Source organism: Neptuniibacter sp. SY11_33 (assembly GCF_047778025.1).
GTDB lineage: Bacteria > Pseudomonadota > Gammaproteobacteria > Pseudomonadales > Balneatricaceae > Neptuniibacter.
Genome location: NZ_CP180543.1, coordinates 3,619,707 through 3,643,189, shown reverse-complemented (window position 1 = coordinate 3,643,189; position 23,483 = coordinate 3,619,707). Strand labels below are relative to the sequence as shown.

At 46.0% G+C, this 23,483-nt stretch carries 21 protein-coding genes, 2 tRNA genes, 2 rRNA genes and 1 pseudogene; 24 read left to right on the top strand and 2 right to left on the bottom strand.

Going from position 1 to position 23,483, the window contains the following annotated elements; genetic code table 11:
• The first annotated feature begins 13 nt into the window (after positions 1-13).
• The 21 genes and pseudogenes from ACMXYV_RS17340 to ACMXYV_RS17240 all read left to right on the top strand — a co-directional run bounded on the left by ACMXYV_RS17340 (position 14) and on the right by ACMXYV_RS17240 (position 17,976).
• Positions 14-90: transfer RNA gene (locus tag ACMXYV_RS17340), tRNA-Ile, on the top strand.
• Positions 91-114: 24 nt separating this feature from the next.
• Positions 115-190 (top strand) — tRNA-Ala (locus tag ACMXYV_RS17335).
• A gap of 217 nt (positions 191-407) precedes the next feature.
• Positions 408-3,295 (top strand): 23S ribosomal RNA (locus ACMXYV_RS17330).
• A gap of 142 nt (positions 3,296-3,437) precedes the next feature.
• Positions 3,438-3,553: ribosomal RNA gene (gene rrf, locus ACMXYV_RS17325) — 5S ribosomal RNA — on the top strand.
• Between the two features lie 221 nt (positions 3,554-3,774).
• Positions 3,775-4,545 (top strand): enoyl-ACP reductase FabI, encoded by a 771-nt coding sequence (gene fabI, locus ACMXYV_RS17320; protein WP_415889648.1) that lies wholly within the window; start codon positions 3,775-3,777, stop codon positions 4,543-4,545.
• Positions 4,546-4,855: 310 nt separating this feature from the next.
• Positions 4,856-5,785, top strand: a complete 930-nt coding sequence (pilM, locus tag ACMXYV_RS17315) for a pilus assembly protein PilM (RefSeq protein ID WP_415889647.1) — start codon at positions 4,856-4,858, stop codon at positions 5,783-5,785.
• Positions 5,782-6,381 (top strand): hypothetical protein, encoded by a 600-nt coding sequence (locus tag ACMXYV_RS17310; protein ID WP_415889646.1) that lies wholly within the window; start codon positions 5,782-5,784, stop codon positions 6,379-6,381. The genes pilM and ACMXYV_RS17310 overlap by 4 nt, the downstream gene beginning before the upstream one ends.
• Positions 6,374-7,054, top strand: a complete 681-nt coding sequence (locus ACMXYV_RS17305; protein WP_415889645.1) for a hypothetical protein — start codon at positions 6,374-6,376, stop codon at positions 7,052-7,054. Before ACMXYV_RS17310 ends, ACMXYV_RS17305 begins: the two co-directional genes overlap by 8 nt.
• Positions 7,047-7,385: a hypothetical protein gene (locus ACMXYV_RS17300; RefSeq protein ID WP_415889644.1), complete on the top strand. Its 339-nt coding sequence runs from the start codon at positions 7,047-7,049 to the stop codon at positions 7,383-7,385. The genes ACMXYV_RS17305 and ACMXYV_RS17300 overlap by 8 nt, the downstream gene beginning before the upstream one ends.
• Positions 7,386-7,395: 10 nt before the next feature.
• Positions 7,396-8,979, top strand: coding sequence for a pilus (MSHA type) biogenesis protein MshL (mshL, locus tag ACMXYV_RS17295; RefSeq protein WP_415889643.1), 1,584 nt, complete (start codon positions 7,396-7,398; stop codon positions 8,977-8,979).
• A gap of 12 nt (positions 8,980-8,991) precedes the next feature.
• Entirely contained in the window at positions 8,992-9,894 is a 903-nt protein-coding gene (locus tag ACMXYV_RS17290) for an ExeA family protein (protein ID WP_415889642.1), read from the top strand.
• Positions 9,891-11,330, top strand: coding sequence for a tetratricopeptide repeat protein (locus ACMXYV_RS17285; RefSeq protein WP_415889641.1), 1,440 nt, complete (start codon positions 9,891-9,893; stop codon positions 11,328-11,330). The genes ACMXYV_RS17290 and ACMXYV_RS17285 overlap by 4 nt, the downstream gene beginning before the upstream one ends.
• 14 nt (positions 11,331-11,344) lie before the next feature.
• Positions 11,345-13,120: a GspE/PulE family protein gene (locus tag ACMXYV_RS17280; RefSeq protein ID WP_415889640.1), complete on the top strand. Its 1,776-nt coding sequence runs from the start codon at positions 11,345-11,347 to the stop codon at positions 13,118-13,120.
• 17 nt (positions 13,121-13,137) lie between these two features.
• The gene (locus ACMXYV_RS17275; protein WP_415889639.1) at positions 13,138-14,364 is read left to right on the top strand and encodes a type II secretion system F family protein; all 1,227 of its coding nucleotides are present in this window, start codon (positions 13,138-13,140) and stop codon (positions 14,362-14,364) included.
• Between the two features lie 12 nt (positions 14,365-14,376).
• A pseudogene (locus ACMXYV_RS17270) lies at positions 14,377-14,430 on the top strand (hypothetical protein); the annotation flags it as partial.
• A gap of 15 nt (positions 14,431-14,445) precedes the next feature.
• Positions 14,446-14,886 carry a hypothetical protein gene (locus tag ACMXYV_RS17265; protein WP_415891472.1) on the top strand — a complete coding sequence of 147 codons (441 nt, stop codon included), beginning with the start codon at positions 14,446-14,448 and terminating at the stop codon, positions 14,884-14,886.
• A 70-nt stretch (positions 14,887-14,956) separates the two neighbouring features.
• Entirely contained in the window at positions 14,957-15,469 is a 513-nt protein-coding gene (locus ACMXYV_RS17260) for a type II secretion system protein (RefSeq protein ID WP_415889638.1), read from the top strand.
• 13 nt (positions 15,470-15,482) lie between these two features.
• Positions 15,483-16,097: a prepilin-type N-terminal cleavage/methylation domain-containing protein gene (locus ACMXYV_RS17255; RefSeq protein WP_415889637.1), complete on the top strand. Its 615-nt coding sequence runs from the start codon at positions 15,483-15,485 to the stop codon at positions 16,095-16,097.
• On the top strand, positions 16,078-16,638 hold the full coding sequence (locus ACMXYV_RS17250) for a prepilin-type N-terminal cleavage/methylation domain-containing protein (RefSeq protein ID WP_415889636.1): 561 nt from the start codon (positions 16,078-16,080) through the stop codon (positions 16,636-16,638). Before ACMXYV_RS17255 ends, ACMXYV_RS17250 begins: the two co-directional genes overlap by 20 nt.
• Positions 16,638-17,522 (top strand): type II secretion system protein J, encoded by an 885-nt coding sequence (locus ACMXYV_RS17245; RefSeq protein ID WP_415889635.1) that lies wholly within the window; start codon positions 16,638-16,640, stop codon positions 17,520-17,522. The genes ACMXYV_RS17250 and ACMXYV_RS17245 overlap by 1 nt, the downstream gene beginning before the upstream one ends.
• A complete protein-coding gene (locus tag ACMXYV_RS17240) occupies positions 17,512-17,976 on the top strand; it encodes a hypothetical protein (RefSeq protein WP_415889634.1) in 465 nt (154 codons plus the stop codon). Before ACMXYV_RS17245 ends, ACMXYV_RS17240 begins: the two co-directional genes overlap by 11 nt.
• Before the next feature lie 24 nt (positions 17,977-18,000).
• On the opposite strand, the gene pyrE is transcribed toward ACMXYV_RS17240, so the two are convergent.
• Positions 18,001-18,642 carry an orotate phosphoribosyltransferase gene (gene pyrE, locus ACMXYV_RS17235; protein WP_415889633.1) on the bottom strand — a complete coding sequence of 214 codons (642 nt, stop codon included), beginning with the start codon at positions 18,640-18,642 and terminating at the stop codon, positions 18,001-18,003.
• 175 nt (positions 18,643-18,817) lie between these two features.
• On the opposite strand from pyrE, the gene ACMXYV_RS17230 reads away from it, so the two are divergent.
• Positions 18,818-19,588 (top strand): exodeoxyribonuclease III, encoded by a 771-nt coding sequence (locus tag ACMXYV_RS17230; protein ID WP_415889632.1) that lies wholly within the window; start codon positions 18,818-18,820, stop codon positions 19,586-19,588.
• A 56-nt stretch (positions 19,589-19,644) separates the two neighbouring features.
• Here the strand turns inward: ACMXYV_RS17230 and rph are convergent, their stop codons facing one another.
• Positions 19,645-20,415 carry a ribonuclease PH gene (rph, locus tag ACMXYV_RS17225; RefSeq protein WP_415889631.1) on the bottom strand — a complete coding sequence of 257 codons (771 nt, stop codon included), beginning with the start codon at positions 20,413-20,415 and terminating at the stop codon, positions 19,645-19,647.
• A 101-nt stretch (positions 20,416-20,516) separates the two neighbouring features.
• Here rph and ACMXYV_RS17220 point away from each other — a divergent pair, with 101 nt between their 5' ends.
• Together ACMXYV_RS17220 and ACMXYV_RS17215 are read left to right on the top strand one after the other, a co-directional pair.
• Complete coding sequence (locus ACMXYV_RS17220; RefSeq protein WP_415889630.1) at positions 20,517-21,380, top strand: YicC/YloC family endoribonuclease; 864 nt, start codon at positions 20,517-20,519, stop codon at positions 21,378-21,380.
• 176 nt (positions 21,381-21,556) lie between these two features.
• Positions 21,557-23,419 carry a hypothetical protein gene (locus tag ACMXYV_RS17215; protein ID WP_415889629.1) on the top strand — a complete coding sequence of 621 codons (1,863 nt, stop codon included), beginning with the start codon at positions 21,557-21,559 and terminating at the stop codon, positions 23,417-23,419.
• Positions 23,420-23,483 lie beyond the last annotated feature (64 nt).

Here is a 23,483-nt window from a genome sequence, read left to right as displayed (position 1 = left end):
AGAGCAACGGTGTAGGCTTGTAGCTCAGCTGGTTAGAGCGCACCCCTGATAAGGGTGAGGTCGGTGGTTCAAGTCCACTCAGGCCTACCAATCAATAGCCTTACTGTTTTTCTTGGGGCTATAGCTCAGCTGGGAGAGCGCCTGCTTTGCACGCAGGAGGTCTGCGGTTCGATCCCGCATAGCTCCACCATCATCCTTGGGATGAGAAAGGAAGAGTTTTAAAACATATTGTCATGTAAGACATTATCTTTTAAAGCTTTTTTGCTTTAAACGCTCTTTAACAATTTGGATTTGATTCATTTGATTTAGATTTAAGACATGTAGTTTTACTGCATGCGCCAATTCGGCGAAATCTATCGTTACTAGCAATACAAGTTACTGTGATTCCAGACGCCTTCGGGTTATATGGTCAAGTGACTAAGCGTGCACGGTGGATGCCTTGGCAGTCAGAGGCGATGAAGGACGTTGTAACCTGCGATAAGGTTCGGGGAGCTGGTAAACAAGCTTTGATCCGGACATTTCCGAATGGGGAAACCCACCTATTTATAGGTATCTTTTAACTGAATACATAGGTTATTAGAGGCGAACCTGGGGAACTGAAACATCTAAGTACCCAGAGGAAAAGAAATCAACCGAGATTCCCTAAGTAGCGGCGAGCGAACGGGGATTAGCCCTTAAGCTTTATTAGGTTTAACAGAACACTCTGGAAAGTGTGGCCATAGTGGGTGATAGCCCCGTATGTGAAAAACCTTTTAAAGTGAAATCGAGTAGGACGGCACACGTGAAACGCTGTCTGAATATGGGGGGACCATCCTCCAAGGCTAAATACTCCTGACTGACCGATAGTGAACCAGTACCGTGAGGGAAAGGCGAAAAGAACCCCTGTGAGGGGAGTGAAATAGACCCTGAAACCGTGTACGTACAAGCAGTGGGAGCCGTTTTAGGACGGTGACTGCGTACCTTTTGTATAATGGGTCAGCGACTTACTTTTAGTGGCAAGGTTAAGCATTTGCGGAGCCGTAGGGAAACCGAGTCTTAATAGGGCGTCCAGTCGCTAGGAGTAGACCCGAAACCGAGTGATCTATCCATGGGCAGGTTGAAGATGCAGTAACATGCATTGGAGGACCGAACCGACTGTCGTTGAAAAGCCAGCGGATGACTTGTGGATAGGAGTGAAAGGCTAATCAAACTCGGAGATAGCTGGTTCTCCTCGAAAACTATTTAGGTAGTGCCTCGTGTCTAACCATGGGGGGTAGAGCACTGTTTCGGCTAGGGGGTCATCCCGACTTACCAACCCGATGCAAACTCCGAATACCCATGAGTTCAATCACGGGAGACACACGGCGGGTGCTAACGTCCGTCGTGGAAAGGGAAACAACCCAGACCGTCAGCTAAGGTCCCAAAGTTTATGCTAAGTGGGAAACGATGTGGGAAGGCTTAGACAGCTAGGAGGTTGGCTTAGAAGCAGCCACCCTTTAAAGAAAGCGTAATAGCTCACTAGTCGAGTCGGCCCGCGCGGAAGATATAACGGGGCTAAGCATAACACCGAAGCTACGGATGCACTTTGTGCATGGTAGAGGAGCGTTCTGTAAGCTGTTGAAGCGGAAGCTGTAAGGCACCGTGGAGGTATCAGAAGTGCGAATGCTGACATGAGTAACGATAAGGGAGGTGAAAACCCTCCCCGCCGGAAGACCAAGGGTTCCTATCCAACGCTATTCGAGGTAGGGTGAGTCGGCCCCTAAGGAGAGGCTGAAGAGCGTATCCGATGGGAAACAGGTTAATATTCCTGTACTGCTCATAACTGCGATGGGGGGACGGAGAAGGCTAGGCTAGCGCGGCGTTGGTTGTCCGCGTTTAAGGTTGTAGGTTTAGAGTTTAGGTAAATCCGGACTCTTCTAAGACCGAGAACCGATGACGAGGTCCTTTATGGACTGAAGTAGTTGATGCCATGCTTCCAGGAAAATCCTCTAAGCTTCAGGTTATGACTAACCGTACCCTAAACCGACACAGGTGGTCAGGTAGAGAATACTAAGGCGTATGAGAAAACTCGGGTGAAGGAACTAGGCAAAATGGCACCGTAACTTCGGGAGAAGGTGCGCCGGTTTTGGTGATGGGATTTACTCCCTAAGCTGAGGCCGGTCGAAGATACCAGGTGGCTGCGACTGTTTATTAAAAACATAGCACTCTGCAAACTCGAAAGAGGACGTATAGGGTGTGACGCCTGCCCGGTGCCGGAAGGTTAATTGATGGGGTTAGCGCTTGCGCGAAGCTCTTGATCGAAGCCCCGGTAAACGGCGGCCGTAACTATAACGGTCCTAAGGTAGCGAAATTCCTTGTCGGGTAAGTTCCGACCTGCACGAATGGCGTAACGATGGCCACACTGTCTCCACCCGAGACTCAGTGAAATTGAAATAGCTGTTAAGATGCAGTTTACCCGCGGCTAGACGGAAAGACCCCGTGAACCTTTACTACAGCTTCACAGTGGACTTTGACATTACTTGTGTAGAATAGCTGGGAGGCTTTGAAACTCTGTCGCCAGATAGAGTGGAGCCACCTTTGAAATACCAGCCTGGTAATGTTGAGGTTCTAACCCAGTTCCCTAAGCGGGATCGGGGACATTGTGTGGTGGGTAGTTTGACTGGGGCGGTCTCCTCCCAAAGAGTAACGGAGGAGCACGAAGGTACCCTCAGCATGGTCGGAAATCATGCAATGAGCGCAAGAGTAGAAGGGTGCTTGACTGCGAGACAGACACGTCGAGCAGGTACGAAAGTAGGTTCTAGTGATCCGGTGGTTCTGTATGGAAGGGCCATCGCTCAACGGATAAAAGGTACTCCGGGGATAACAGGCTGATACCGCCCAAGAGTTCACATCGACGGCGGTGTTTGGCACCTCGATGTCGGCTCATCACATCCTGGGGCTGAAGCCGGTCCCAAGGGTATGGCTGTTCGCCATTTAAAGTGGTACGCGAGCTGGGTTTAGAACGTCGTGAGACAGTTCGGTCCCTATCTGCCGTGGGCGTTTGAGATTTGAGAAGAGTTGCTCCTAGTACGAGAGGACCGGAGTGAACGAACCTCTGGTGTACCGGTTGTGATGCCAATTGCATTGCCGGGTAGCTACGTTCGGACGGGATAACCGCTGAAAGCATCTAAGCGGGAAGCCTCCTTCAAGATGAGATCTCACTGGGAACTTGATTCCCCTAAAGGGCCGTTGAAGACTACGACGTTGATAGGTTGGGTGTGGAAGCGCTGTGAGGCGTTGAGCTAACCAATACTAATTGCCCGTGAGGCTTGACCATATAACGCCCAAGGCGTTTGGCAAGTGACTTGTAAGATATGTAAGACGATAGAGAGTAACGAATTAGCGCGTAGTAGAGCTACAGTCGAAAGCTTATCTAGATCAAATAAAAGAAGAATCAGATCTAAGTTGTAACAGTTTTGCTTGGCGACCATAGAGTTGTGGAACCACCTGAATCCATCCCGAACTCAGACGTGAAACGCAACATCGCCGATGGTAGTGTGGGGCTTCCCCATGTGAGAGTAGGTCATCGCCAAGCATTTAATTAAAGAACCCCTGATCGGAAACGGTCAGGGGTTTTTGCTTTATGTGGCCATCGAAACACAACGCACTCTCCAACTAGCAACTAGCAACTAACTTTAGCTGTCTTAGATCAACATCTTATTTCTTACCGACCCCTTTACCGGTACCGTCATATATTTGTATTGTGCGTATGCGTAAAATAGGAAATGGTTTCGATTATTTATAAGGGTTTTAGGAATGTCTAATTTGTTAATGGCTGGGAAAAAAGTACTTGTTGTTGGTATCGCTAATGATAAAAGTATCGCTTATGGCTGCGCTAAGGTTTTAAAAGCGCAGGGTGCGGAGTTGGCCATTACCTATCTAAATGACAAGGCTGAGCGTTTTGTTCGCCCCTTAGCAGAGGAGCTTGGGGCAGATATCTTTATGCCTTTAGATGTGTCCTTCCCCGAGCAAATGGATGCTGTGTTCTCAGAGATAGAGTCTAAGTGGGGAGAGTTGGATGGAGTGATTCACTCTTTAGCGTTTTGTCCATTGGAAGATTTGCATGCTCCGATCTCTGAATGTTCACGTACAGGCTTTCTGCAAGCGATGGACATTTCATGCTATTCGTTTATCGATATGGCTGCGCGCGCTAAAGGCCTGATGAAAAACGGTGGTTCGTTAGTTAACTTTTCTTATCTTGGTAGCGCTTTAGCAACAGGTGATTACAACATTATGGGTTGTGCTAAGGCTGCATTAGAGGCTGCGACACGTTATTTAGCACGAGATCTTGGTCCTCAGCATATTCGTGTTAACTCTATCTCACCAGGTACAATCGCGACACGTGCAGCCGGAGGTATCAAAGACTTTGATACTATGCTCCAGCATAATGAAGAGATGGCTTGCGATGGTAAATTACCGACTATCGAAGAAGTGGGTAACTCTTGCCTCTACTTTATGTCACCTCTATCCGAAGGTGTAACCGGTCAGATCCATTATGTTGATCATGGTGTTTGTATCGTAGGTTGATTTTTCCCTGTCTAATTGTGCTTGCCAGTTCAGTTAGACAGTACTCCTTAGTTTTGGCTTTAGTTCTATAGGTGAATGTTCGATCAATAATCTGTGGTGTTATAAAGTAACTTTTTACCTCTAAAATCAGATAAAACAAGGCGGTAGGGCAGCTTATTCATATAGATTCTGTTAAGTTATTGCTTATATGGCCGACACGGTTACTGAATGTTTACTTAATCATTAATCTTGAGCTTTTCGATTGAAACAAGCGTTTAAGCTCGGTAGATTTGTTGTTAGAGAATTAAGCGAATAGTGCAGGAGTTAACGCTTGCTTTCATTTCTTAAGAAAAAGTCTGCGGAAAACGGTTTAACCTCCCTCGTGATTGATAAGGGAGGAGTTTCTTTTGCACATGTTCGAGATGGTAACACTCAGCCAGAACTTACCTGCTGTGACTACAGCGCGTCGACTAATCCCCTAGTTGAACCCAAACGTTTCAGAGATCTGATAGAAGCGCATAACCTCTTGGGTACAAAGACTTCATTGGTGTTGCCAGAATCAAGCTATCAGATTCACCTAGTCGAGCGTCCAGAAGTGCCCGATGAAGAGCTTGCTGAAGCTTTACGCTGGCGTGTCAAAGATTTGATCAGTTTTGATGTTGAACAAGCAGCTATCGATTATATAGAGCTACCAGAAGATGCTTACCGAGGCCGCTCTCGTATGGTCTATGCGGTTGCTGCCGAACAGGCCAAGGTAGATCTATGGGTTGATTGGTGCAGTGAGATTGGTTTAGATGTTACTGCTGTAGATGTGCCTGAGTTGGCTTTGCTTAATCTTACGGAAGACCTTGCTGATAGTGAATCGGGCTTGGCTGTCTTCAGTATTGGTGAAGAGGGAAGCTCGATTAACCTTCTCTCTGATGGCGCTTTGTATTTCACACGTAATCTTAGTTATAGTCATTCATCGTCGCCTGAAAATGCTTCTGCTGCCGTGCTGGAACTTCAGCGCTCTCTTGATTATTACGAGAGTCAGGTAGGTAAACCACCTTGTGTGCGATTGTTAGTGATGCCGATGCAAGCGGATGAATCGCCGCTCATGAACGAATTACGGTATAGCCTTGCATTGGATATTCATTCGTTAGATTTGAATAATCTTATATCGTCACAGATAGACCTTACAGAATCTCTCCAAACTCAGGCTACCGTTGCAATTGCTGCGGCTTTACGTACTGAATTTGCTAAAGCTGAGGTGGTTAAGTGAAACAGCGAATTAACCTCTATAATCCTCACAAATCTAAAAAGAAGTTTGAACTTTTAAGCTTACAAGGTTGCGTTACTGTAGCTGTCGCAGCTGTTGCAGTTACCCTTTTATGTGGTCTTGGCTTGAAGTGGTATGCATCTGAGCAGGAAAGCACGTTCGCTAAGCTTCAACAGGACAAAGTTAAAATTGATCAAGCCGTTGCTACAGAGCAAGCGCGCTTTAGTAATCTTCAAGTACAGCCTGAAATTTTGGCAGAGCAACAGCGTTTAAAGGACGAGATTGCTGCGCGGAAAGCATTACAAAGTTTATTGCACAAAGTGCAGCCTGCGCAGAGCGTAAATTTCTCTGCTTACTTGTATGCGCTGGCAGATGCTTCACTTGCTGAAAGTTGGTTAAGCCAATTTGTACTCGATAATGATCAACGTCGTTTCGCAATGAACGGGGGGGCTATCGATGGTCCGTCTGTTGCTTCCATGATTGAATCTATAGGTAATACCGAAGAATTCCAGGGTATGAGTGTTAATACCCTTAATGTGAACGCTGAAAATAATGGTGTGCGCTTTGAAGCACTAGCGGAGTTGCGTAGTTATGAATAAGCGTTGGCAGGAGTGGGACAGTAAATGGAGCGAACTGACTGCACGTGAACGCGTTATGTTGCTGTTAGTCGGTTTGGTTGCACCTTTAGCATTGATATTTGTGTTCTTAATTGAGCCTGCGATGATCGTGTTACAAAAGGTGCCAAGTAAAATTGAAGCCATGCAGACTAGCATCGATGCCCAAGACCGAGTTTTGCAGTTGTTAAAGAGTCAGGAACCGAAAGACCCTAATGTCGAAGCCAGAGCAGAGCTAAAACGTTTGCGTACCCAGTTATCTGAGGCAAACCAAGATATTAAGCGTGCTGCTACAAACCTCGTTTCACCTGATCAGATGCTGAGCTTGTTAAGATCGGTATTAGCCAGCGAACAAGGTATTTCGCTTGTGAGCGCAAAGAGCCTACCTGTCGTAGCAAAACAGTTAAATGAAAAGCCTGTTGATGCTGATAAAGATACTAAATCTGGGGGACCAGAAGCTGTAATTTTTATTCATCCATTTGAATTAGAGCTGGAAGGGACTTATCAGGGTTTATATGACTATTTGCAGAAAATAGAACAGCTGGATGGTGTGTTCTTTTGGGATACTTTGGAATACAAAGTTGACGAGTATCCTTCTGCAAAAGTGAAGATCAAAGTTCATACCTTAAGCTCTGAAGCGGGGTGGTTAGGTGCCTAAATTAGTCATTTTATTAATAACATTGCTTGGCAGTAGTTCGATTTATGCCGAGCGCTTACCTGCCGATCCAACAAAGCCTTTGGCTTCTCATGTTGCTATCGGTGACATTAAAAAACCTGAGCAGGGGTATGTGCTCAGTTCTTTGATTGTTGGAAAGCGAACTCCCTCTGCGATTATTAATGGTCAGCGTGTGCAGCAGGGTGATCTGGTTGATGGTGCCGAAGTTGTCGAAATCAGCCGTACAGGAGTTAAGTTGAACACTGGAAGTGAATATCAGATGATCTCTTTAGCTGAACGAAAAGGCTTCAGCAAAGTTAAGAGTGGGAAATAGGCTAGAAAAAATGATGAAACGTATTTTCAATGCTCTTGCGATGGGCAGTGTTCTTGTCTTAAGCGGTTGTCAGACACTTCCGCCTGTTGCTGGCACGACCACTAAACAAGTGGGTGAATCCGCGATTGAAGAAGCAATTGAAGAGAATAAAAAAGCGGTTACTGCAGCACCCCCGCCACCATCTCTTGTTCCAGCGCTTTTACCGCCTCTTAACTTACAAAATAGTCAGGCTTCAAGCGAAGAGCGTTTTGATATTACAGCTGAGGCTTTACCAGCTAAAGATTTTTTTATGGGGCTGGTGCAAGGTACACCTTATAACATGATCGTTCATGAAGCGGTTGGTGGTAGCATCTCGCTTGAATTAAAAAATGTAAGTGTTGCTGAAGTTATGCAAGCTGTTCAGCGTGTCTACGGTTATGAATTCGAACGTACGGGTAACTTATATCAAGTGTTGCCTGCTTCCCTACAAACTGAACTGTTCCAGATTAACTACTTAGACATTCAGCGTGATGGCACATCTGATACTCAGGTGAGTGCAGGTTCTGTCAGTACTTCAGGTGAAAACTCCAGTTCTGAGGAAGTTATTGGTACCCGTATTAGTACGAAAACGTCGACAAATTTCTGGGGTAATCTAAAAAGTACACTAGAGACTATCGTTGCCGGTGAAGGCCGCAAGGTTGTGGTAACCCCGCAGACGGGTGTTGTGGTAGTGCGTGCTTTACCTAGCGAGCTATCTACAGTACGTGAATATCTTGCTCAGGCTGAATTGATCCTGCATCGTCAGGTAGTGATTGAAGCGAAAATATTAGAAGTAACCCTTAATAATGGTTTCCAAGCGGGTGTTAATTGGTCCGTATTAGGTAAACCGGGGCAAGGAAATACTGCTCTGTTTAGCCAGTCTTCTGTTGGTCTAAATAATGATGATGGTATTGGTGGTATCTTCAAAGCTGATCTGAGCATTGGTGATTTTACCGCTGTAATTGAGTTGTTGGGTAGTCAGGGTGATGTACAGGTACTGTCGAGCCCGCGTGTATCGACTGTCAACAACCAGAAAGCTGTGATCAAAGTGGGCACTGATGAATTTTTTGTAACTGAAGTTGAAAATACGACAACGACAGGTACGAGTACAACATCGTCACCGAGTATTGAGCTGACACCTTTCTTCTCTGGTATTGCGTTGGATGTAACACCGCAAATCAGTGCCAGTGGTGATATCGTTTTACATATTCACCCAACCGTTTCGGAAGTGGTAGATCAGCAGAAACAGATCAGCGTGGGTACAGATGATTTCAATATCCCATTGGCTCTAAGCTCTATACGTGAGTCGGACAGTATTGTCCGTGCAGAGAGTGGTCAGGTGATCGTAATTGGCGGTTTGATGAAGTCTACTGACAGTGATCTACGTGCTAAAACGCCAGGTTTAGGTGATCTTCCAGGTGTTGGTAACTTGTTTAAGCAAAAACGCCAAGCAGGTAGTAAAACTGAACTTGTGATTATGTTGCGGCCTGTATTAGCAAACCACGATAATTTGCAGAATGAGCTTCAGCGCAGTTTGCGATCTTTCCAGAGCCTGCAATCTACACCAGCAATGTAATAGGAGTGCTGGATGTACACTGAACATTTTGGTCTGAGTGAACTGCCGTTCACTCTGACGCCAAACACGCATTTCTTTTTAAATATGCCAACGCATCATGAAGCGTTGAACTTGATTATGATCGCCCTTGCCGGGGGGGATGGCTTTGTCAAAGTGGTTGGCGAAGTTGGTACAGGCAAAACTCTGCTTTGCCGTAAGCTACTGAATGCGTTAGAAGGTGACGAATATGTCACGGCTTATATTCCCAATCCTTATCTAAGCCCCGATGAATTCCGTAAGAGCTTTGCTCAAGAGATTGGTTTAGATGTCTCTGGAGTAGAGCACTTTGATCTGTTGAATGCGATTAACCATAAATTGATCGAACTTGCTCAAGCAGGTCGTAAAGTTGTGTTATTGGTCGATGAAGCGCAAGCCATTCCAGAAGAAACTATTGAAGCATTACGCTTACTAACAAATCTAGAGACAGAATCTGCAAAGTTGTTTCAGGTGGTGTTATTTGGTCAGCCGGAGCTGGATGAACTCTTAGGGAAAAAGTCTTTACGGCAGTTGTTGCAGCGTATCACTTTCAGTTATGAGCTTAGCCACTTAGATAACGAAGCTGTTGAACATTATATTGACCAGCGTGTTCAACGTGCAGGTTTTCAGGGGATGTCTCTGTTTAAGCGTGATGCGGCGAAGAAAATTGCTCAAGCTTCGGGTGGCACTCCGCGTTTGATCAATATTTTGAGTCATAAATCACTGATGGCCGCCTACGGTAAAGGTGACCTTAAAGTTGATGGCAGTCATGTTTCCAGGGCGATTGATGATACCCAGGGGATCTCAATCCCGAAAAGCTCACAGCCGTTAGTCTGGGGGCTTGTCGGTTTGCTGTTTGCGGCAACGGCTACTTTTGTTTACTTGGGTGTTAACTCGTGAGCTTAGTTAACGATATGCTTAGGGATCTGGAGCAACGTAATGAACGTCCTGCCAGTGCTCTAGGTAATCAGTCGAGTGTTAAGGCTGCTCAATTTGTTGAGGCGGATAAGCCCAATAACTTGCCGCGATTATTTTTATGGGTAATCGGGGTGAGTGCGTTGTTAATGACTGCTTGGCTGCTTTGGCAAGATCAGTCTTCGTCACCTGCGGTTGTTAATAATGACGTTCAATCAGCCCCACCTGTTGAAAAAACAACTGATCAGCCCGTTATTCAAGAGGTTAAGCCAGCTCCAACAGGACCTGCGATTGCAGAGCCCAAAGTAGAACCTATTGAGCCGAGTCGAGCTGTTATAACTGAGATCAAGTGGGCTGGAACGGACCAAGGTGGAGATCTTGTCGTTCGTCTAGATGGCGCAGCTGATGTCCAAGTGGTCAGCCAAAATGAAAATGTCATCGTTATCGCTTTTGATGATGCGATTTTACAAACAGCAGTACCTCGTATCAGTAATCACTTAGTAAAACGAGTGGACCTTAATACCGAACCTGATCGTGCTTTGCTTACAGTCACAACTAAGCTTGATAGTCAGTTTGCTTTCCGGGTCCAACAAGCGCCGACAACGCTTATTTTGGGTGTGATTGCTAAAGAGCCAAGTGTTAAGCCGGTAGAAAGTGTTGTTGTGACAGAAGTGGTTTCTGAAAAGAGTAATTCTGAAGAACAGCCTGACGCAACTGAACAAGTAAAAGAGGTCGTTCAAAAGCCTAACGGAATTAAGTCGGGAGAAGAGTTACAAGTTGCGCATCCAAACGATGCAATGGTTGAAAAGACTCGACCAAGTAAACCTGTCACTAAAGCAACGGCTAAACTTTCGGATCAGCAGTCAGCTGATCGGGCTAGACGTCTAATAAATCAAGGCAAGTTGGCTGATGCAGAAACTTTATTATTGAAAAGTATAGTTGGGCAATCATCCAAATCTTTGGCATCGAGACGTTTATTAGCGACGCTTTATTTGTCGACTAATAATCAATCCAAAGCTGAGCGCCTATTGTCTGATAGTCTGGCGCTGTACCCAACAGATGTCGCTTTGCGTAAACTTCAGGCTCGTATTTGGCTAACCTCAGGTCAGCAGGCTCAGGCGGTTTCCTTACTGGAAAAAGATAAGCCTGCGATGAAGCAAGATGCTGAGTTCTATGAATTATTGGCGAGTGCATACCAGCAGGACGGTAATTTCACAAAAGCAGCTCAAAATTACTATCAGCTTTTACAATTTAATAATCAGGTTCCTCGTTGGTGGGTTGGATTGGGGTATGCGTTTGAGCAGTCTCAGCGTTTCCAAGATGCACGTAATGCATATCGAAGTGCAATGCAGATTCCGTCGATCGATAGTAGTTTGAAACAATATGCACAGCAGCGTATTCAAGCGCTGACTGGGCGCTAGGAGGAAGGGGCTGCATGGCTGCACCTAAAATGAAAATCCGAATTGGTGACTTGCTAGTTCAAAATGGTGTTATTACCGAACCACAGTTGATGGAAGCTTTAGGCCGCCAAAAAGAAACGCGTCAAAAGCTGGGTAAGACGCTGGTTACCATGGGATATGTGCAGGAACAGCAGTTCCTAGAATTCCTGTCACAGCAGCTTAACATTCCTCTGGTTGACCTAACCCATTACTCCTTTAATCAAGAAGATGTGCTGCGCCTTCCGGAAACTCAGGCTCGTCGATTTCGCGCCCTCGTATTAAAAGAAGACGTCGATCACTTCTTGGTCGGTATGTCTGATCCTATGGACATCTTCGCGTTTGACGAGCTGCAGCGCGCCCTGCCTAAACCTATTGAACAGGCGGTGGTTTCAGAGGCTCAGTTATTACAGTCCATGGACCTTCTCTATCGTAAAACGAGCGATATTGAAGACCTTGCTGATCAGCTAAACGAAGAGATCGCTGATGATGCCTTCGATCTTGCTGCGCTTACCGCAACCGATGAAGTAGATGTTCCGGTTGTTAAACTACTTAAAAGCCTATTTGAAGATGCCGTACAGGTTGGTGCTTCCGATATCCATATTGAGCCGGATGAAAGCGTATTACGTATTCGTCAGCGAGTTGATGGTGTGTTGCATGAGCACGTAATGAAAGAGAAACGTATCTCTTCTGCATTAGTACTCAGATTAAAGCTAATGGCGTCTCTGAATATTTCGGAGAAGCGCCTACCGCAAGATGGTCGCTTTAACATCAATGTTTCTGGTCATAGTGTTGATGTTCGTATGTCTACTTTACCAATTCAGTTTGGTGAGTCGGTAGTAATGCGTCTACTTGACCAATCGGGCGGAATTATCGGTTTAGATAAGGTTGGCTTGCCTGATCACATGTTGCCACGTTTACGTAAGATGATTAATGAACCTCATGGCATCTTACTAGTAACAGGTCCTACAGGTAGTGGTAAGACAACCACTTTGTATGGCGCATTGAATGAATTAAACAGTCATCAGAAAAAGATCATTACCGTAGAAGATCCGGTCGAGTACCGTCTACCACGTATTAATCAGGTTCAGGTACAGCCGAATATTGGTTTGGATTTCTCCACTGTATTACGTGCAACCTTGCGTCAGGACCCTGACATTCTTCTGGTAGGTGAGATTCGAGATAAAGAGACCGCAGAGATTGCATTGCGAGCGGCGATGACAGGTCACTTTGTACTGTCGACCTTACACACTAATGATGCCGTATCCAGTGCCATGCGTTTGACAGATATTGGGATTGAAGGCTATCTAGCTGCATCTGCGTTAAATGGCATTCTAGCGCAGCGCTTGGTGCGTAAAATCTGTGAAAACTGTAGCCAACATTATGATCCAACTGGTCAAGAGCAATTATGGCTGAACGAGCGTCAGGAAGAGCTTGGTTTGGATGATATCGAACTGAAAAAAGGCCGCGGTTGTACCTACTGTAACAATACGGGTTACAAGGGCCGAACCGGTATTTTTGAGCTGTTAGAGATCAATGATGCTATGGCGGATGCATTAAGACGTGATGACAGTGCAGCGTTCACTGTGGCAGCGAAAACAGATCCGCACTATAAACCTCTCGTTTATAGCGCATTAGATCTGGCGATAGCGGGTGTTACTTCCCTCGAGGAAGTATTCCGTGTGACAGAACAGTTGGATGAATCGATGTATCTTGATGCACCATCTGTGGAAGAAGCACCAGCACAACCTAGTTCCGGTTTTGAACTGGAATAAGCGAACGAGATAAATCTATGGCGATTTACAGTTATCGAGGACGAAACCGCGAAGGTGTTGAAGTGAATGGCCAGCTTGAAGCTGGTACATCGGCTTTGGCTGCATCGCAGTTAAGTGCCGATGGTATCATCCCAATTACGATTAAAGTCGCTGAAAAGGTCGTTGAGAAAAAGGGTAGTAAAGAGGTCCAGATCAAACTATTCCAGAAGATCTCTCTGGATGAATTGATCATGTTTAGTCGGCAGATGTACAGCCTAACTAAAGCTGGTGTACCGATTACCCGAGCAATGCGTGGTTTGGCCAATACAGTAACAAACCCTTTGCTGACAGAAACACTTTCGCAGTTGGCGGATGATCTTGAAAAGGGTCATGCACTGTCTTCGGCCTTAGCCAAACACCCTAAGGTCTTTAATGAACTGTATATCAGCATGATCCACGTAGGTGAAAATACCGGTCAGTTGGATGATGCATTTAGACAGATGGCTGCTTACTTAGAGTTAGAGAGGCAGACCGTAAAAAACATTAAACAAGCAACTCGCTATCCGCTGTTTGTCTTGATTGCTATCTCTGCTGCTGTTGCCATTATTAATATCTTTGTAATCCCTGCTTTTAAATCGGTATTTGAAAGTTTTGGTGGGGAGATTCCCTGGCAGACACAAGCATTAATTACGCTCTCTGATTTTACGGTGGATTGGTGGTACGCCATTCTGATCGGCATTGTTTTGAGTGTATTTGCTTTCTATCGGTGGAAGAAAACAGACAAAGGCCACATGACGTGGGATCGAAGAAAACTGAAGTTTCCCATTGTCGGGCCGATATTCTACAGAGTGATCCTCGGTAGGTTCTCTCGTACTTTCAGTATCGTATTGAAAGCAGGTGTGCCTATAGAGCAAGGTTTATCGATTGTTGCTAACGCTGTTGGCAATCGCCATATAGGTAAGAAAGTTGCCGGTATGCGTCAGGGGATTGAACGAGGTGAGTCGTTTACTCAAACTGCTCATCAGACAGAAATGTTTAGCCCTCTAGTGATGCAGATGTTGGCGGTCGGTGAAGAAACCGGTCGAGTCGATCAGATGTTGGAAGAGGCCGCTGGTTTTTACGAACAGGAAGTTGAGTACGATCTGAAGAACTTAACCAGTGCGATTGAGCCTATCTTGATTATCGCTATAGGGGCTATGGTATTGGTGCTGGCATTAGGCGTGTTCCTGCCATTGTGGGAGTTAAGTACTACCATTAATGGTTAGGGAGGATAAAAGTTGCAACGGAGATGTAGTGGTTTTTCGCTATTGGAACTAACGGTTTCAATTTTTATCATAACGGTGTTGATGGCATTTGCGCTGCACCGATTGGAGTTACTGATAGAAGATGTCGAGCGAGTTTCATTTGAAGGGAGTCGCGATAATATTCAGGCGCAGATAACGCTAAACGTCGCCTACTGGTTTGCCGAGCAACAGGTTGTTTCTCCAGATGATATTGCTCAACAAAATCCGGTAGATTTGATACAGCATAAGCCATCGAATTATGCTGGAGAGCTTACTTTTGGTGAGTTGCAAAACGCGCAAGGCGAACATTGGTATTTTGTGACCGATAAGCGTTGGTTGGTCTATAAGGCTAAACGCATAGACAACTTAGAAAACGAATTTATGCAGACTGATTTGATCCCTTTTAGGGTTGAGGTGAGTTTGCAGAATAGTAAAGCGGACAAAGGTTTGGCAACAGAAGCAAAGCTAAAGCCGTTATATAAATTTTATTGGCAAGCAGATTAGCTATACAACTGTGAGCTAATTTGTTAAAAATCAAATAATTGCAAACTTAAACCCAGGGGCAAAGAGTTCCATGAAAAAGCAAGCTGGTTTTACAATCATTGAATTAGTCGTAGTGATTGCTCTGTTGGGCATCTTGGCGGCAGTAGCACTACCACGTTTTATTAATGTAACGGATGATGCGCACAATGCGGCTGTTAAAGGGGCTGCTGGTGGTTTTGCTGCAGGTGTGGCATTGGCTAAAGCAAAAGCTGTAGTGGAAAATACTGCTTCTGGTGGTAGTATTCAATTGGACGGTTCGGCTTCTGTAGCTGTAAATAGCTTTGGCTATCCAACAGGGGCCTCTGGTGCTGGTGCAACTATAGATACAGATGCTGAATGTATAGCTGTATGGGATAACGTACTCCAAGGTAGTCGACCAGTTGCTTCTACAGCAATAGCGGCAGGTGTTGATTATGACGCAGCTCAGGTTGATACAAGCACTTGTACGTTTACTTATCGTCAAGATGCGCCATCTGGCGCTAGTCGTTTGATTACTTATGAGGCTGATTCTGGAAATGTAACTGTTGCTGGTGCAGACGAGTAAATAGTTATCCCCTATGAGCAGTACCGGTCCTGATCTATCTAGGCAATGCTGCTCTAAATCTCGCCAGCGTGGTTTTACGCTGGTTGAGATTATCGTTGTTATTATCCTGCTGGGTATTCTCTCGGCTGTTGCTATCCCCCGAATTGGCAATGTTGCTCGTTACGATGAACTTGCTCTTCGTAGTGCGATCATGGGTTCGTTACGTTTAGCACAAAAAGCTGCTTTAGCGCAGCATGCTTCCTCTGTGTACTGGGTTTTAGAACGCTCTTCTAATACCACGTGGCAGATCTCTTTGCTGATTGACTCTGATACTTCAGATGCGACACCGCCTACCAGTATTACCCCTTCTCAGCTCAATGCTGAGATCACAGCGGATACCGTTTTATCCTACACTGCCTCCCTCATATCGGGCTCAGAATCAGGTAATTTATCGTCTGGGCAAAATCTGGTGGTGATGTATAACCAACTGGGCGATATGATTCGTGTTGATAACAATGTTGTTTTGAGTTCGGCTGCGAGTTTTCCTGACGACAGCCAAGAGGTTGATAGCAGTCTGCAATTTACCGATGACAATGGCGACTACTGCCTTTCATTGACAGGGTATACCTATGAAACGACCTGTCGCTGAGCGAGGCTTCTCGTTAGTTGAGGTGGTTATCACTATTGTGATTATCGCGATCGCCCTGACGGCCGCTATTGCGGGTTGGGGCACCATTGCCCGTCATAGTTCTGATGTCATGTGGCAAACCAAAGTGTCTTATCTTGGACAGGCTTATCTTGAAGAAATTTTGTCACGCCGATACGATGAGCTTACCCCTTTAGGTGGCAGCCCACCTTGTGGCCCTTGTACACCCGAAGCTCAATTTGGCGTGAATGCAGGTGCGCCAATTACCAGTAAAGATGGTGAATCTCGGGAAGAGTTTGATGATGTCGATGACTATCATGGCTTAACAGAGAGCGCGGTCGGTTTATTCAATGCGCTTGTAACGCCTGGCGGCATTCAGTCTTACGAAGGTTATGAAGTCTCTGTTCAGGTAACTTATGTCGGCAGCACCTATTTCTCAGGTTCTGACTCTGAGTTGGTTAAACAAGTCATCGTCACCGTTACGCCTCCGGCCAACACTGGACAGAGTCCCGTCGTGTTCAGTGCTTTGCGGGGTAATTACTGATGCGTCGTCAAAGCGGCTTTACACTGGTTGAATTAATTGTCGTGATTACCTTGTTGGGGATCATCTCTCTGGTAACCGTAGGTTTTATCACATCAACTATGCAAGGTTATGCGGATTTAACCCGCCGTGATCAGCTTTCATCTGCAGCTCGAGTTGCGGTTGAGCGTATGGCACGTGAGATCAGAAATGCACTGCCTAATAGTATCCGTGTCGGTGATTCAGGGAATTGCTTAGAGTTTATTCCTGCTTTGGCGGCCTCTCGATATATCTCTGTGCCGCTAACGGCTATTTCGGTATCGTCAGCATTTAGTTCGGTACCGTTTGCAACATCACCTGATCTTGGCCGTGTGGCTGTATACCCGATAGATACCAATACAGTAGATGAACCTGCTAGACCTGCAGGGCAAAACCCAATCTACGATCTGGATAGTTGGTCGATTATCTCCCCTACGATCAGCGCCAGCAGTGCATTGGCGTCAGGATCAGGCACCGTGGATGTTTTATTAACCTCTACCCACCGTTTCCCCGCAGACTCACCTTCAAAACGTTACTTTATCGTCGATGAACCAGTCAGCTTTTGTGTCGTCGGCAGTGATCTCTATCGTTTTCAGGGGGTAAGCGGCAGTGCATACACTTATGCGATTACCCAGCCTACGGGCGCTACTTTATTTGCGAATCTAGCAGAGCCACAGGAAGCGCTGTTGGCAAGTGATGTTGTGAGTCCTACGGGTAATGACGCCTTTACTTACAGTGAAGCGACATTACTGCGAAATGGTATTGTCCTGTTTGATCTGTTTGTAGAGGATCAGGTACTAACCAGCAGGGATGTAACGCAGGAAAGTATCCGAGTTCAATTTGAGGTGCAGGTGAGAAATGTCCCATAAACTGCCTGTTGTTGCGTTGAGATCTAAACAGCGTGGGCTGGGTCTTATCTCGGCTATCTTCGTGATCACCGTGTTAGCGGTCATCATTGCCGGTATGAGCCGTTTCTTTGCGCTTAGCCAAGATGTGACTGCTCAAGAATTTCTTGGCGCTAGGGCGATTACAGCAGCACAAACGGGGATCGAGCTAGAACTAACCTGTTTAGGTAACGGCGCATCTGGCTGCGTTGCTTCGGCAGCAGTTGGGAGCCCTCCCGCACTAGTTGATTATTGGCCAGGGCCTGCCGCCAGTGATACCTTTGATATCAGCGGTCTTCAAGGGTGTCGATCGGAAGTGTTTTATCGGACAGTGACATCACCAGAAGGTGATTTCTGGACTATCGATAGCACGGGCTACTGTGGTGGTACTGGCTTGGATGGTGCTTCGAGGAAGGTCGTGATCAGAGCTGCGCAATAAAGAGCAGCTCCGGTAAAGCAAAGCTTAGATACCGTACTCGTCGCGGTATTTACGAATCGCTTCAAGTTCAGTCACCATATCGCCTTTTTCAGTCAAGTAATCGATCAAATCACCAAGGCTTACAATGCTGATAACAGGCATGTTGTAGTCGCGTTCTACTTCCTGAATCGCAGATAGCTCGCCTTTACCTTTCTCTTGACGGTTAAGGGCAATTACAACGCCAGCAGGTTTTGCACCAGCTTGATCGATAATTTCCATTACTTCACGAATCGCTGTGCCCGCTGTGATTACATCATCGATGATCATCACGCCGCCTTCTAGAGGCGCTCCAACTAAGCTGCCGCCTTCACCGTGAGTTTTTGCTTCTTTACGGTTGAATACGTAAGGAACGTCATCACCGTGCTGATCAGATAGTGCTACCGCTGTAGTCGCTGCTAGCGGGATGCCTTTGTACGCAGGGCCAAGCAGTACGTCATAGTTAACGCCAGAGTCTTTGATCGCTTGAGCGTAAAAGCGGCCAAGCTTAGCTAGCGCAGTACCTGTGTTGAAAAGGCCGGCATTGAAAAAGTAAGGGCTAGTACGGCCAGATTTAAGCGTGAACTCGCCAAAACGTAGTACGTTCTGTTCGATTGCAAACTCAATAAACTCGCGCTGGTAATCCTGCATGGCAAACTCCGCTGGAAAAGGGGTAAAAATTTTGCGGCTATTCTACCAGCCGAAGCCCTGAGTCTCCATTGTTCAACGAACACTCAAAAAATTTCAATTTGCTTAACTTCCCTATACAATTCGAGCAATCGCTAAAAATAATAGATAAGTCTGATAACGGACAGGAACACCTTCTATGCGCGTCATCACATTCAATGCTCAAGGTATTGAACAAGCTACTGAAAACGGTTTTTTTGACTGGATGGTCCGTCAAGATGCTGATGTTGTTTGCTTGCAGGATCTGCGGGCGAAAGAGTATCAGCTTGATGACGAGCGCTATCACCCCGAAGGTTATCACTCATACTTCTTCGATGCTTGGGAAGATGGTTACAGCGGAGTAGCTATCTACAGCCGTACTATACCTAAAGCGATCATGACTGGTTTGGGTTTTGAGTTGTGTGATCAGCACGGCCGTTTTATCCAAGCGGACTTTGATGATGTTAGCGTTGGCTCGTTCTGCTTACCTTCTGGCTTGAAAGGTGAAGAAGCGCAGCAGGAGAAAGAAGCGTTTATGGTCGACTTTATCGGTCACCTAAATAAAACTCTGCGTAAACGTAGAGAGTTTATCTTCTGTGGCACAACCAACATTGCGCACAAGCCGGTAGATCTAAGTAACTGGTACGCTAATCAGAGTGTTTCTGGCTTCCTACCGCAAGAGCGTGAGTGGATGGCTGAGATCTTTGATGAGATGGGTTATATCGATGCTTTCCGTCAGATCAACAAAGCAGAACGTCAATTCAGCTGGTGGCCTGATTACAACCGTGCCCGTAAGCTGAACGAAGGTGCACGCTTGGATTATCAGATCACCTCAGCTAGCCTTCGTAAGACGGTTAAAAATGCGCAGATCTATCGTGATCAGATGTTCAGTGAACACGCGCCAATCATCATCGATTACGATTTTGATTAAGACGATTTAGAAAACAAAAAAGGAGCCGATAGGCTCCTTTTTTAATGGCTGAGGGTTTATTCAGCCAAAGCTTTTTGCTGCAGATCGATCAGCTCAGAGATACCTTTGCGTGCTAGATCTAACATCGCGTTCAGCTCTTCTTGAGTATAAGGCGCGCCTTCGGCAGTACCTTGTACTTCGATAAAGCCGCCGTCGCCAGTCATAATCACGTTCATATCGGTTTCAGCTTTGCTGTCTTCAGCATAATCCAAGTCTAGAACAGGCTCGCCTTCATAGATGCCTACAGACACTGCAGCGATCTTCTGCACCATAGGGTCGCCTTTCATAGCGCCGTTCTTATCTTGCTTAAGTACGTTGATCGCATCTTGAAGGGCAACATAAGCACCTGTGATAGACGCTGTACGGGTACCGCCATCTGCCTGTAGAACGTCACAGTCTAGGGTGATTGTGTTTTCGCCTAGCTTTTTAAGATTAAGCGCAGCACGAAGAGAACGACCGATTAGACGTTGGATCTCTACAGTACGACCGCCTTGTTTACCTTTAGCCGCTTCACGACCGTTACGAGACGTCGTAGAGCGAGGCAGCATGCCGTATTCAGCAGTAATCCAGCCTTGGCCAGAACCGCGCAAGAAACGAGGTACACCGCGTTCTACAGTTGCAGTACAAAGCACCTTTGTATTACCAAACTCAACTAAAACGGAGCCTTCAGCGTGCATAGTAAAGTTACGAGTGATCTTAACTTCACGCATCTGATCATTTTCACGTCCGCTTGGGCGGTGCTTTTTAATACCAAGAGTTTGCAGCTGTTCTGAAATAGATGAACTCATGCCTGTCCTTTATCAATATTCTGGTCTGCCATAGCGTGGCACTGCCGAGCTAGGCTGTTACAATGCGAATTAATGATGCATTTTAATCGAGAATGAACAATATGACACGTAGCATGACAGCTTTTGCTCGACAGGAAGCCGAGCACGAATGGGGATCTCTAAGTTGGGAGATCCGTTCCGTTAACCATCGTTATCTGGAACCTCACCTGCGTTTGCCGGAAAACCTAAAAGAGCTAGAAGGTTTTCTACGTGAGCAGCTACGTAAAAATCTAAGCCGCGGTAAAGTTGAATGTACCCTGCGCTTCAACCCAGAAGCGAAAGAACAGCAGCTGGTGGTTAACCCTGCCTACGCGCAAGAAGTTGTGCAAGCAGCTGAACAGATCCAAGGTATGCTGAAAGAGCACCAAGCACTTGATCCACTAGAACTACTGCGCTGGCCTGGCGTACTACAAGACACCAAATTAGATATGGACCTTGTAAAAAAATCCGCGAAAGATCTTTTTGGTGCAGCACTTGACGACCTAATCGAAGGCCGCGGCCGCGAAGGTGTTGAACTCGCTACACTGATCAACCAGCGTCTAGATGCAATCAGTGAAATCGTTAAAGAAGTTCGCGAAAAAATGCCGCAGATTCTGCAAAACCAGCGCGATAACCTACATCAACGTTTAGCTGAACTAAAAGTAGAGTTAGATGAAGGCCGCGTTGAACAAGAGATCGCGCTTCTGGCACAAAAAGCCGACGTCGATGAAGAGATGGATCGCCTAGATACGCATGTCCAAGAAGTGCGTCGTGTCCTAAAACAAAAAGGCCCGATCGGCCGCCGTTTAGACTTCCTAATGCAGGAGCTAAACCGCGAAGCGAATACACTGTCTTCGAAATCGATTGTTGCTAGTACTACACAGTGTGCAGTGGAGCTGAAAGTACTGATCGAACAGATGCGTGAGCAGATCCAGAATATCGAGTGATTTGCTTGATCTATGCTTAAAAGAGAAGGAGGCGTGAGCCTCCTTTTTTATTGTCTGCTGTTCGTGCAGGTGGCTGGTTAATCTGTGCTTATAAAAAATATTTCAACTGCACCCATTTATTATTTCTTATAGTGGTCGATACCTTCTGGACAGATTAATCATCAGGATTAGATGAAATGAAGATCGATTCGGCCGGTATCTCCTCTTTGGCTAGCAATCAGCTTTCTAGTAGTAAGCTGAGTTTTGAAGATAAAAAATTGGATGATGAAAGCATCCAAGGCCAGAGCGGTCGAATAAAAAGTAGCGACGGTGGGGTCGAGAACCGCCTTAATAGTGTGGTTAATCAGATTAACACGATTGATCTGACCCAAGCTGCAACCGATGCAGCTGCTAAGGACGCTGAAGATAGCCGTATCTACCACGGTAACGATCGCATTATCATGATGGAAAAATCAGAGAAAACTGAGCGTATGGATGCGGTTTTGAATCGCTTGGATACCGAACAGCAACAGACTCTTATTGATTCTAATATCTTAGCTGAAGACAATTTTCTCGCCTTAGCTGAGCAGCTCAGTGACGATGAATTGACTGAGCTGACTAATGTCGTCAAAGGTTTACAAACCTTACCTAAGTTAAATAATTTTCCTTCTCTTGATATTGCTGGATTTCATGCAGCTACAGGGTTGGTCGATACTCTGACATCTTTAGATGAAGGTATACGTAGCCAAGTATTGGAGCAAGCCAATATTCATGCTGACAAGGTTGCGCACTATGACGGTAATGAGGTCTATCTGCCCGATGGGCAGCTGTTTAACGGCAATAACTCGAGTACGGCGAATGACTTACATAATTTTGTCAGTGCGGTAAATCAGAGTGAGGATGTTGCTACCATGCTTGATGGTATGGCAGCGTTCTCTGAAAGCCAGCAATATGATTTGTTAGATATTCTGGGGGCTGATGTCGAATTGGGTAGTCGATTAATGGTGTCGCTTGAGGAGAGAAGTACTAAATCTCAAGATGCCATGTTGAATATGCTGTCTGAGGTTGCGCGGAGTGCTCAAGGTTATGTGCCTGAGATGGCACCGTTGGGTGCGACAGGTAATGTGTCGGCTGTTTTAGATCATGATAACAACAGTGGCCGAGTTGTTTGGGGCATGATTGAGGATGCTGTTTCACTGATGGAGAATTATGAGTTCAGTGATGAACAATTGCAGAAAATGGGCGAACAGTTGGCTCATATGTCTCGAAATGATCAACGCGCTTACCTCTCGATAACCACGGTAGGTTTAGAGCACTTAGTAGGTGTTGAGGAAGGTAAGCAAATAGATTTGGCAGATAATCAAGCCGCTTTTGAAACCATTGAGTCGCTACAAAATAACGCCAGTGTCCGTGATGAAGTCTTTAAGGCGCGGATGGGAGAGGAAACTATTAGCGATGGTAGACGTTTTTATGCTCTTAAACAGGAGGGCGAAAGCGTTCGTGATCAAGCCGCTATGATTGAGTTATTGGCAACAGATGCTTGGATGAATCAAGACAATAGTGCTGCCGATATTAGTGTATCTTCGACTAAGCTTGCGAACGCGTTGGGTGAGCTTGGAGGTGAACAGCGGGATCAGTTAGTTGGTCAGTTGAATGGCTTGAATGTAGGCGACGTCCCGTTAAGCCAACGTGCCTTATCCGAGTTAAAAGAGACTAATCAAGGATTGATTGATCGTCTTGATACCTTGATTGAAGTAGACAGCGTTGAAGCGTTGCTCGACACGGAAGCGTTAGTAAAGACTGAACAGGAAGATGACTTTTGGCGTGTTACCGCCCTTGCTGAAGATCAGGTAGATCCATTGCTTGAATTGCTTCAGAGCAGCGGTGCCGATGTTAGAGAGCAGATCGTTGCAGGTCTCGCTGTTGAAGCTTCTAGAGTAGATAACGGTGAATTGAGTGCGGAGGATGGCGAGAAAAGCGTTGAAGATCTAATCAGCTTCTTTACTAATGAAGAAACGACGGAAACGGATCAGCAGCGCTATCTCGGTCGTTTGCAGTAATAAACTCAGTGCTCATGAGCGTTGAGTAAAGAAAAAGGCCGCATTCGCGGCCTTTTATCTTTCT

Coding starts and splice junctions, on each gene's coding strand:
- ACMXYV_RS17230 (WP_415889632.1), top strand. CDS start 18,818: ATGCGCGTCATCACATTCAATGCTCAAGGTATTGAACAAGCTACTGAA.
- ACMXYV_RS17280 (WP_415889640.1), top strand. CDS start 11,345: ATGGCTGCACCTAAAATGAAAATCCGAATTGGTGACTTGCTAGTTCAA.
- mshL (WP_415889643.1), top strand. CDS start 7,396: ATGATGAAACGTATTTTCAATGCTCTTGCGATGGGCAGTGTTCTTGTC.
- rph (WP_415889631.1), bottom strand. CDS start 20,415: ATGAGTTCATCTATTTCAGAACAGCTGCAAACTCTTGGTATTAAAAAG.
- ACMXYV_RS17255 (WP_415889637.1), top strand. CDS start 15,483: ATGAGCAGTACCGGTCCTGATCTATCTAGGCAATGCTGCTCTAAATCT.
- pyrE (WP_415889633.1), bottom strand. CDS start 18,642: ATGCAGGATTACCAGCGCGAGTTTATTGAGTTTGCAATCGAACAGAAC.
- ACMXYV_RS17215 (WP_415889629.1), top strand. CDS start 21,557: ATGAAGATCGATTCGGCCGGTATCTCCTCTTTGGCTAGCAATCAGCTT.
- ACMXYV_RS17260 (WP_415889638.1), top strand. CDS start 14,957: ATGAAAAAGCAAGCTGGTTTTACAATCATTGAATTAGTCGTAGTGATT.
- fabI (WP_415889648.1), top strand. CDS start 3,775: ATGTCTAATTTGTTAATGGCTGGGAAAAAAGTACTTGTTGTTGGTATC.
- ACMXYV_RS17305 (WP_415889645.1), top strand. CDS start 6,374: ATGAATAAGCGTTGGCAGGAGTGGGACAGTAAATGGAGCGAACTGACT.
- ACMXYV_RS17245 (WP_415889635.1), top strand. CDS start 16,638: ATGCGTCGTCAAAGCGGCTTTACACTGGTTGAATTAATTGTCGTGATT.
- ACMXYV_RS17220 (WP_415889630.1), top strand. CDS start 20,517: ATGACACGTAGCATGACAGCTTTTGCTCGACAGGAAGCCGAGCACGAA.
- ACMXYV_RS17250 (WP_415889636.1), top strand. CDS start 16,078: ATGAAACGACCTGTCGCTGAGCGAGGCTTCTCGTTAGTTGAGGTGGTT.
- ACMXYV_RS17240 (WP_415889634.1), top strand. CDS start 17,512: ATGTCCCATAAACTGCCTGTTGTTGCGTTGAGATCTAAACAGCGTGGG.
- ACMXYV_RS17265 (WP_415891472.1), top strand. CDS start 14,446: ATGGCATTTGCGCTGCACCGATTGGAGTTACTGATAGAAGATGTCGAG.
- ACMXYV_RS17290 (WP_415889642.1), top strand. CDS start 8,992: ATGTACACTGAACATTTTGGTCTGAGTGAACTGCCGTTCACTCTGACG.
- ACMXYV_RS17275 (WP_415889639.1), top strand. CDS start 13,138: ATGGCGATTTACAGTTATCGAGGACGAAACCGCGAAGGTGTTGAAGTG.